Raw genomic sequence first — 9,539 nt, forward strand, 5'->3', positions numbered from 1 at the left:
GTCTGGACCTCCGGCTCCGAGATCGCCGCCTCCCGGCACCGGCTGACCGTCCCCGGCGGGGAACGCCGCCTTCTCACCACACGGCTGCGCCCGCCCCGGCGCGGAAGGGCCGGACGAACCGGACGAGCGGGCCGAGCGGGAGCGGCGCGGAGGCGACCGGTTGCGCTTCGTGGGGGCCGCCACCCGGCGGATCGCCCGCGGCGTCGATCTGGACGAGACCGTGCTCGGGCTGTGCCGGGCCAGCGTCCCGGCGTTCTCGGACGCGATCCTGGTCTATCTGCGCGACCCGCTGCCGGTGGGGGACGAGCGGCCCAGCGGGCCCTTCCTGCTGCGGCTGCGCCGCACCGACCGGCTGCCCGACTACGCCGCACCGGCGTCCGCCGACGCCGACCCCTCCGACACCGGGGAGTTTCCGCTGCCCCTGCTCACCGCCCCGCCGGAGGGTGCCGCGAGCGGGACGCCGGAGCTGATCGAGGTGCGTGGCGGCGGCCCGCTGGCCGAGGTGCTGCGCGGGGTGCGCCCGGTCTTCGGCGACGCGCCCACCGTCCGCGAGGCGCTGCCGGAACTGCTCGGCCCCGCCCGTGAGATCCCGGCCGGACGCCGGGCGATCCTCGCCCCGTTGCGGGGGCGCCGCCGGGTCATCGGCGCGGCCGTCTTCCTGCGCCGCCCGGACCGGGCCGCCTTCGAGGGCGACGACCTGCTGGTGGCCGCGCAACTGGCCACGCACACCGCGCTGGGCGTGGACAAGGCGGTGCTCTACGGACGCGAGGCGTACATCGCCGACGAGCTCCAGCGCACCATGCTCCCCGACGAGCTGCCCCACCCCACCGGGGTGACGCTGGCCAGCCGCTACCTCCCGGCGGCCGAGACCGCCCGGGTGGGCGGCGACTGGTACGACGCGATACCGCTGCCCGGCGGCCGGGTGGCCCTGGTCGTCGGAGACGTCATGGGCCACTCCATGACCTCCGCGGCGATCATGGGCCAGCTGCGCACCACCGCGCAGACCCTGGCCGGGCTCGACCTGCCGCCGCAGGAGGTGCTGCACCACCTCGACGAGCAGGCCCAGCGGCTGGGCAGCGACCGCATGGCGACCTGCCTGTACGCCGTCTACGACCCCGTGGCCCACCGGATCGTGGTGGCCAACGCCGGACATCCGCCGCCGGTGATGCTGCACCGCGACGGCCACGCCGAGGTGCTGCGCGTCCCGGCCGGGGCGCCCATCGGGGTGGGCGGGGTGGACTTCGAGGCGGTGGAGCTGGACGCCCCGGCCGGCGCCACCCTGCTGCTCTACACCGACGGCCTGGTGGAGTCCCGCCACCGGGACGTGTGGACCGGCATCGAGCAGCTGCGCGAGAAGCTCACCGACACCGCCGGGCTGACCCGGCCCGACACCCCGCCGCCGCTGGAGCCTCTCTGCGACGAGGTGCTGGACATCCTCGGTCCCGGCGACCGGGACGACGACATCGCGCTGCTGGCGGCCCGCTTCGACGGCATCCCGCCCAGCGACGTGGCCTACTGGTACCTCGACCCGCGCGCCCAGACCGCGCGCCAGGCCCGCCGCCTGGCCCGTCGGGCGCTGGAGCGCTGGGAGCTGCACGAGCTGACGGACTCCGTGGAGCTGCTGGTCAGCGAGGTGGTGACCAACGCGGTCCGCTACGCCGAGCGGCCCGTCACGTTGCGGCTGCTGCGCACCGACACGCTGCGCTGCGAGGTCGGCGACGATGTGCCGCAGCTGCCCAGGCTGCGGCAGGCCAGGGCGACGGACGAGGGCGGCCGGGGCCTGTACCTGGTCAACCGGCTGGCCCGGCGCTGGGGCGCGACGAGGCTGAGCACCGGCAAGGTGGTCTGGTTCGAGCTGCCCATGCCGTAGCGCGGCCGCGGGACGAACGCGACGGACCCCGCACCAGTGGTGGTGCGGGGTCCGTCGCGTTCACGCGGAGGGTTCGCGACGGCCCGTCAGACCGCGGCGGCGGCCGGGGCGTCCGCCTGCGCTCCGGCCAGCGTGGCCTCGGCGTCCAGCACCGTGCCGACGGCCTGTACGACGGAGGCGATCTTGAAGGCCTCCTGGATCGTCTCGCGGTCCACACCAGCCTTGCGGAGTACCTGCTCGTGGGAGTCCAGGCACTGCCCGCAGCCGTTGACCGCGGAGACGGCCAGCGACCACAGCTCGAAGTCGGCCTTGTCCACGCCAGGGTTGCCGATGACGTTCATCCGCAGGCCCGCGCGCAGGGTGCCGTACTCCGGGTCCGACAGCAGGTGCCGGGTGCGGTAGAAGACGTTGTTCATCGCCATGACGGCCGCGGCGGCCTTGGCGGCGGTGTACGCCTCGGGGGAGAGGTTGGCCCTCGCCTCCGGCTCCAGCTCGGTGAGCACCTTCGGCGAACGCGAGGCGATCGCGCAGGCCAGCACCGTGCCCCACAGCTGCTGCCGAGGCAGGTCGGAGTTCCCTATCACGGAGCCGAGGTTGAGCTTGAGGTCCTTGGCATAAGCCGGCAGGGCCGACTTCAGTTCGTCGAGAGCCATGTCGTCCTCTCAGTCCCTCACTCGCCCGAGAGCAGCTTGACCGGGTCGAGGGTCTCCTCGCCCTTGGACCAGTTGCAGGGGCACAGCTCGTCGGTCTGCAGGGCGTCCAGGACCCGCAGGACCTCCTTGGGGTTACGGCCGACGGAACCGGCGGTCACCATGGTGAACTGGATCTCGTTGTTCTGGTCGACGATGAAGACGGCGCGCTGGGCGTAGCCGTCCTCGCCCTCGACGCCGCAGGCCCGCATCAGCGCGTGCTTGGGGTCGGCCAGCATCGGGAAGGGCAGGTCGCGCAGGTCGGCGTGGTCCCTGCGCCAGGCGTGGTGCACGAACTCCGAGTCACCCGAGACGCCGAGGATCTGGGCGTCCCGGTCGGCGAACTCCTCGTTCAGCTTGCCGAAGGCGGCGATCTCGGTGGGGCAGACGAAGGTGAAGTCCTTCGGCCAGAAGAAGACGACCTTCCACTTGCCCTCGTACGTCTTTTGGTTGATCTGCTCGAACGCCTTGTCGGCGTCGAGGTCCACACAGGCAGTCAGGTCGAACTCGGGGAACTTGTCACCGACAGTGAGCACGCTCGCTCCTTGTTGCGTGGGAACGCCCGTAACGGGGCTTTCCTGAGGGCTGGACGCGATCCACACTGCCATAGCCGGCATTGATCACAGAAATAGCTACACTCACTGGCATTGATCGGAGGTGGTTATCAGTGACCCTGCCGACGCCCAGGCCGCGCCAGACTCCCCGCAGATACTCCCGCCAGGAGGCGGTGCCGCACGGCGGGCGGACCCGCCGGCCCACGCTGTCCCAGTTGAGGGCGTTCGCGGCCGTGGCCGACAACCTTCATTTCCGGGAGGCCGCCGCGGAGATCGGGACGAGCCAGCCGGCCCTCTCGGGCGCCGTCGCGGCACTGGAGGAGTCGCTGGGCGTGAAGCTGTTGGAGCGTACGACGCGAAGGGTACTGCTGTCCCCGGCGGGCGAGCGCCTGGCGTCCAGAGCCCGGACAGTGCTGGACGCGGTGGAGGAGCTGCTGGAGGAGGCGGAGGCGGCGCGCGCCCCCTTCACGGGCGCGCTGCGACTGGGAGTGATCCCGACCTGCGCCCCCTACCTGCTGCCGACGGTCCTGAGGCTCGTTCACGATCGTTACCCCGCGCTGGATCTGCGGGTTCACGAGGAGCGGACCTCCTCGCTGCTCGACGGTCTGGTGGCCGGGCGGCTCGACCTGCTGCTGCTCGCGGTACCGCCCGGCGCGCCGCAGACCGCGGGCGCCGGCGGGGTGGAGACGGAGCCCCTGTTCGACGAGGATTTCGTGCTGGTGACCCCGGCCGGGCACGAACTGGCCGGCCGGTGCGGCCTGCCCCGCGAGACGCTGCGCGGTCTGGAGCTGCTGCTCCTGGAGGAGGGGCACTGCCTGCGCCAGCAGGCCCTGGACGTGTGCCGGGAGGCCGGGCGCACCGAGGGGGTGCCGGCCACCACGAGCGTGGCGGGTCTGTCCACCCTGGTTCAGCTCGTCGCCGGCGGGCTGGGCGTGACGCTGCTGCCGCGCACCTCGCTGCACGTGGAGGCTGAGCGTAACGAACTGCTGGCGACCGCGTGCTTCGCCGACCCCGAGCCCTCGCGGCGGATCGGCCTGGCGATGAGGGCGGGAACGGCCCGGCGGGAGGAGTTCGGGGTGCTCGCCAAGGATTTGCGGGAGGCAATGCGTCCGCTTCCGGTGCGCATCGTGGACTGACGCGGCGCCGGGTTCGCGCCGCGGCCGGACCCGCCGCACGTCACGCTGCGCACACGACTGCCGTGCGTGCCGCCGCCCGCCGCCGGGCGGGTACGCGGCGGGCTGTCCGGCCGTACGCAACCGTATGCATAAGCGTGCGCACAGTGGGTAGAGCCGAGGCATCGTCTCTCGTACGGCCGCAGCGCGAACTGCCGTGCGCAGCAAGGCGGGTCAGGGTGACTCAATCGAAAGATCGAACAGCCGTAGCCGTCGTCAGGAGTGGACCGTGCTGCAAACGCCGCATCAGTCTCCGCAGGCCGCCGTCGTCCCCGTCCAGCGCGCCTCCTCGCGGGAGCAAACCGGACCGTGGCACTCCGAGGCGGTCTGCCGCAGGGACGAGGCCGGCCTGTTCTTCGCGCCCTCCAAGGAGCCCACGGCGGCGCGCCTTTCGCGCGAGCAGGCGGCCAAGCGGGTCTGCGCGCGCTGCCCGGTGCTCGTCGAGTGCCGTGAGCACGCGCTGCTCCAGCCCGAACCGTACGGGGTGTGGGGCGGACTGACCGCGGCCGAGCGCAGGGTGGTACTCGCCCGCCGCCGTCGCCACGACGCCGAGCTGGGGCAGTCGGCCCAGGTGCCCCGTATCGCCTGACCGCTCCCGCCCGCTCCCCCGCTCGGCGTGGCCCCCGGCACCGGTACCCCCGCGCCCGTACGGCGGCGGGCCCGCTGACACGCCCGCCGCCGTACCCGTCAGCGGGCCCGGTCGAAGTCGACGGCGCTGTAGGCGCGCAGCTTCGACAGCTTGTGTGTGGAGTCGATCTGGCGGATGGTGCCGGACCTCGACCGCATCACCAGGGACTGGGTGGTGGCCGTCTCCGCCCGGTAGCGCACTCCGCGCAGCAGGTCGCCGTCGGTGATGCCGGTGGCGACGAAGAACACGTTGTCGCCGTTGACCAGGTCGTCGGTGGTCAGGACCCGGTCCAGGTCGTGGCCCGCGTCGAGGGCCTTGCGCCGCTCCTCGTCGTCCTTGGGCCACAGCCGGCCCTGGATCACGCCGCCCAGGCACTTGATCGCGCAGGCGGCGATGATGCCCTCCGGCGTGCCGCCGATGCCCAGCAGCAGATCGACGCCCGTACCCTCGCGGACGGCCATGATCGCGCCCGCCACGTCGCCGTCGGAGATGAACTTGATCCGGGCGCCGGACTCCCGCACCTCCCTGACGACGCCGTCGTGGCGCGGCCGGTCGAGGATGACGACGGTGACGTCCTCCGGCGTGCCGCCCTTGGCCTTGGCGACCCGGCGGATGTTGACCGAGGGCGAGGCGGTGATGTCGACGAACTCGGCCGCCTCCGGACCGGTGACGAGCTTGTCCATGTAGAACACGGCCGACGGGTCGAACATCGATCCGCGCTCGGCCACGGCCAGCACGGACACCGCGTTGCCCATGCCCTTGGCGGTCAGCGTCGTGCCGTCCACCGGGTCCACGGCCACGTCGCACTCCGGGCCGGTCCCGTCGCCCACGCGCTCGCCGTTGTAGAGCATCGGGGCCTCGTCCTTCTCCCCCTCGCCGATGACGACCACGCCGTTCATCGAGACGGTGGAGACCAGGGTGCGCATCGCGCGGACGGCCGCTCCGTCCGCGCCGTTCTTGTCGCCGCGGCCGACCCAGCGGCCCGATGCCATGGCGCCCGCCTCGGTCACGCGGACGAGTTCGAGGGCGAGGTTGCGATCGGGTGCCTCGGGGCTTACCTCGAGCTGGGAGGGAAGGTGGTGGTGATCGGTCATCGTGACGCACCTTTCTGCACGTCTGTACGGCGTCCGAACGCGACGGCCGAATTGTTGAGGGTGCCTTCGACCCTATCCGGCGCAGTGGCAAGGTGAGCAGACTGCCCCACGGACGAGCACGACGGGGGTGGTGGTCCGGACGGAAACGGGCATGGGGGACGATGGAGTCGTGTCAAGCACGGAGAACAAGCGCGGTAGGCAGACGGCCCGGGACATGGTGCTGTCGTTGCTGGTGATCCTTCTGGGCGCGGGGTTCGTGTACCTGCTCGTCCCGCATGACGACTCGCTGGACCCGGTGCGTCCGATCAGCTACGACGTGGAGCTGGTCACGGCGCGGCGCGCGGCGCCGTACCCGGTGGCGGCGCCCGTGGGCCTTCCCCGGGACTGGCGCGCGACCTCGGTGGACTACAAGAGGCAGAGCGACCTCGGGGCCGTGTGGCATCTGGGCTTCATGGACCCGGACGACCAGTACGCGGCCGTCGAGCAGAGCGACGGCGAGCCGGAGAAGTTCATCAGGAGTGTCACCCACGGGGCGGAACCGGCCGACCGCACCCGGACGGCCGGCGGCGAGGAGTGGGAGCGCTACGAGGGCGAGAAATACGACGCCCTGGTCCGGCAGGAGTCCGGGGTGACCACGGTGGTGACGGGCACCGCGTCCTTCGAGAGCCTCACGCGACTGGCCGACGCACTGGAGGCGGAGCAGGTCAGGGTTTCGGAGGGGGCCGGGGAAACCGGGGAGCCCCTGGAGACCGGGGCGCCCGGGAAGGACTGAGCGGGAGCCGTCCCGGGGCGCGGGCCGCCCGGTGGTGGGGCCCGGCCCGGCGGCCCGGTCTCCAGGGGCCCCCGGCCGGGGCGGTCCCGTCACTTCCGGCCGTCCGCCGGCCCCTCCTCGCCCTCGCCGGCGGCTTCCTCCCCGTCCTCGGCCAGCACCGCGTCCAGCCGCGCACGGGCGCCCTCCAGCCGGCGGCGGCAGACTGCGGCCAGCTCCTCGCCCCGCTCCCACAGGGCCAGCGACTCCTCCAGCGTGGAACCGCCCGCCTCCAGGCGGCGGACCACGGCGACCAGCTCGTCGCGTGCCTGCTCGTAGCCCATCTCCCCGGCCGGCGGGGTGCCCGCGGTGCCCGTGCTCGTGTCCGTCATGCGCCTCAGCCTAGGCCCGGGGTCCGACAGCGCGCCTCCCTCACGCCTCCTCGCCGCGCCGCGCGACCACCGTCAGCTCCCCGTCGGCCACCCGGGCGCGCAGCCGTTCGCCGTCGGTCACCTCCCGCGCCGCCCGTACCGCGCTTCCGTCGGCCCGCTGCAGCACCGCGTAGCCGCGTGCGAGCGTCGCGGCGGGGGAGAGGGCGACGACCCGGGCGGCGGTGTGCACCAGCTCCGCCTCGGCCTGCGCCAGCAGGTGCCCGAACGTCCGACGGGCGCGGTCGAGCACCGCCGCGACCTGCTCCCCGCGCTCGGCCACCATCGAGTGCGGCCGGGCCATCACCGGCCGGCTCATGGTGTCCGCCAGCCCCCGCTCCTGCCGCTCCAGCATTCCCCCGACCGACCGCAGCGCCCGCTCGCGCAGCTGCCGCACCCGCTCCAGCTCCTCGCGCACGTCCGGCACGACGTCCTTCGCGGCGTGGGTGGGCGTGCGGGAACGCAGGTCGGCGACCAGGTCCAACAGGGGGGTGTCCGGCTCGTGCCCGATGGCCGAGACCACCGGGGTGGCGCAGTCGGCCACCGCCCGCACCAGCCGCTCGTCGGAGAAGGGCAGCAGATCCTCCACGCTGCCGCCGCCCCGGGCCACGACGATCACGTCCACGGCCGGGTCGGCGTCCAGCTCCCGCACCGCGTCGATCACCTGCGTCACCGTGTGCACGCCCTGCACGGCCACGTTGCGCACGGTGAAGCGGACCGCGGGCCAGCGCTGCCGCGCCGTCTCCAGCACGTCCCGCTCGGCCGCGGAGGCGCGGCCGGTGACCAGGCCGACCAGACCGGGCAGGAACGGCAGCGGCTTCTTCCGCTCGGCCGCGAACAGACCCTCGGCGGCCAGCGACTTCTTCAGCTGCTCCAGCCGCGCGAGCAACTCGCCCATCCCCACCGGGCGGATCTCGCCCACCCGCAGGGAGAGCTGACCGCGCGGCGCGTACCACTCCGGCTTGCCCAGCGCCACGATCCGGGCGCCCTCGCCCACTACGTCCGCCACCTTGTCGAAGACGGCGCGGTAGCAGGTCACGGTCAGCGAGACGTCGTAAGAGGGGTCGCGCAGGGTCAGGAACACCATCCCCGCGCCGGGGCGCCGGGAGAGCTGGGTGATCTGCCCCTCGACCCATACGGCGCCGAGCCGGTCGATCCATCCGCCGATCAGCCGCGACACCTCGCCGACGGGGACCGGCGCCTCGGGCGACGTGTTGAGAGCCATGCCAGGAGGCTAGCCGCACCCGCCGACAGCCGGGGCCGTCTCGCCCGTCCCGCCCCGCCGGACGCCCGCGCACGGGACCCGTACGATGGCCCCATGACTGCTACGACCGCACGCCGGGTCCTCCTCGCCGCGCCCCGCGGCTACTGCGCGGGCGTCGACCGCGCGGTGATCGCCGTGGAGAAGGCCCTGGAGCAGTACGGCGCGCCGATCTACGTGCGCAAGGAGATCGTCCACAACAAGTACGTCGTGGAGACCCTGCGCAAGAAGGGCGCGATCTTCGTCGACGAGACCGAGGAGGTGCCCGAGGGCTCCATCGTGATCTTCTCCGCCCACGGGGTCGCCCCGGTCGTCCACGAGGAGGCCGAGCGGCGGAAGCTGGCGACCGTCGACGCCACCTGCCCCCTGGTGACCAAGGTCCACAAGGAGGCCGTCCGCTTCGCGAAGGACGACTACGACATCCTCCTGATCGGCCACGAGGGCCACGAGGAGGTCATCGGCACCAGCGGCGAGGCACCCGACCACATCACACTGGTCGACGGCCCCGGGGACGTGGAGAACGTCGAGGTGCGCGACCCCTCGAGGGTCGTCTGGCTCTCCCAGACCACGCTGTCGGTCGACGAGACCATGGAGACGGTCGACGCGCTCAAGGAGCGGTTCCCCGCGCTGGTCAGCCCGCCGAGCGACGACATCTGCTACGCCACCCAGAACCGGCAGACCGCGGTCAAGCAGGTCGCCGCCGACTCCGACCTGGTCATCGTCGTCGGTTCGAAGAACTCCTCCAACTCCGTCCGCCTGGTCGAGGTCGCCCTCGGCGCGGGCGCCGGGGCCGGCCACCTGGTCGACAACGCCTCGGAGATCGACGAGGCATGGCTGGAGGGGGTCGGCACCGTCGGCGTCACCTCGGGCGCCTCGGTGCCGGACGTGCTGGTCGAAGGCGTCCTGGAGTGGCTGGCCGAGCGCGGCTACGGCGACGTGGAGGTCGTCCAGCCGATGGAGGAGAAGCTGATCTTCTCCCTCCCCAAGGAGCTGCGCCGGGACCTGCGGACCGAGGCCGACCGCAAGGCCGCCGGCTAACCGGCCGACTGCCGCGCGGATCGCCCCCCGCCCTCCGCGCAGGCGGGGGCGGGGGGC

General features: G+C 73.0%; 10 protein-coding genes. 5 read left to right on the forward strand and 5 right to left on the reverse strand.

Annotated elements, in window-relative coordinates; all coding sequences use genetic code 11:
- Positions 1–160: 160 nt before the first annotated feature.
- Entirely contained in the window at positions 161–1,870 is a 1,710-nt protein-coding gene (locus LJ221_RS21370) for an ATP-binding SpoIIE family protein phosphatase (protein WP_241718350.1), read from the forward strand.
- An 86-nt stretch (positions 1,871–1,956) separates the two neighbouring features.
- On the opposite strand, the gene LJ221_RS21375 is transcribed toward LJ221_RS21370, so the two are convergent.
- A complete protein-coding gene (locus tag LJ221_RS21375) occupies positions 1,957–2,523 on the reverse strand; it encodes an alkyl hydroperoxide reductase (RefSeq protein WP_241718351.1) in 567 nt (188 codons plus the stop codon).
- A gap of 17 nt (positions 2,524–2,540) precedes the next feature.
- The gene (locus LJ221_RS21380; protein ID WP_241718352.1) at positions 2,541–3,095 is read right to left on the reverse strand and encodes a peroxiredoxin; all 555 of its coding nucleotides are present in this window, start codon (positions 3,093–3,095) and stop codon (positions 2,541–2,543) included.
- Between the two features lie 191 nt (positions 3,096–3,286).
- Between LJ221_RS21380 and LJ221_RS21385 the strand changes: the two genes are divergently transcribed.
- Positions 3,287–4,249, forward strand: coding sequence for a hydrogen peroxide-inducible genes activator (locus tag LJ221_RS21385; RefSeq protein WP_241718359.1), 963 nt, complete (start codon positions 3,287–3,289; stop codon positions 4,247–4,249).
- A 265-nt stretch (positions 4,250–4,514) separates the two neighbouring features.
- Positions 4,515–4,874: a WhiB family transcriptional regulator gene (locus LJ221_RS21390; protein ID WP_241718353.1), complete on the forward strand. Its 360-nt coding sequence runs from the start codon at positions 4,515–4,517 to the stop codon at positions 4,872–4,874.
- Positions 4,875–4,972: 98 nt separating this feature from the next.
- On the opposite strand, the gene glpX is transcribed toward LJ221_RS21390, so the two are convergent.
- A complete protein-coding gene (gene glpX / locus LJ221_RS21395) occupies positions 4,973–6,007 on the reverse strand; it encodes a class II fructose-bisphosphatase (protein ID WP_241718354.1) in 1,035 nt (344 codons plus the stop codon).
- A gap of 169 nt (positions 6,008–6,176) precedes the next feature.
- On the opposite strand from glpX, the gene LJ221_RS21400 reads away from it, so the two are divergent.
- Positions 6,177–6,779 (forward strand): DUF4245 domain-containing protein, encoded by a 603-nt coding sequence (locus LJ221_RS21400; RefSeq protein WP_374228526.1) that lies wholly within the window; start codon positions 6,177–6,179, stop codon positions 6,777–6,779.
- A gap of 89 nt (positions 6,780–6,868) precedes the next feature.
- Here LJ221_RS21400 and LJ221_RS21405 read toward each other — a convergent pair whose 3' ends face one another.
- Positions 6,869–7,147, reverse strand: coding sequence for an exodeoxyribonuclease VII small subunit (locus LJ221_RS21405; protein WP_241718356.1), 279 nt, complete (start codon positions 7,145–7,147; stop codon positions 6,869–6,871).
- Positions 7,148–7,187: 40 nt separating this feature from the next.
- Positions 7,188–8,408, reverse strand: a complete 1,221-nt coding sequence (gene xseA / locus LJ221_RS21410; RefSeq protein WP_241718357.1) for an exodeoxyribonuclease VII large subunit — start codon at positions 8,406–8,408, stop codon at positions 7,188–7,190.
- Between the two features lie 93 nt (positions 8,409–8,501).
- Between xseA and LJ221_RS21415 the strand changes: the two genes are divergently transcribed.
- Positions 8,502–9,482 (forward strand): 4-hydroxy-3-methylbut-2-enyl diphosphate reductase, encoded by a 981-nt coding sequence (locus LJ221_RS21415; protein ID WP_241718358.1) that lies wholly within the window; start codon positions 8,502–8,504, stop codon positions 9,480–9,482.
- The last annotated feature ends 57 nt before the right edge of the window (positions 9,483–9,539 follow it).

The sequence above is a fragment of the Streptomyces sp. CNQ085 genome, from assembly GCF_022614595.1.
Taxonomy (GTDB): Bacteria; Actinomycetota; Actinomycetes; order Streptomycetales; family Streptomycetaceae; genus Streptomyces.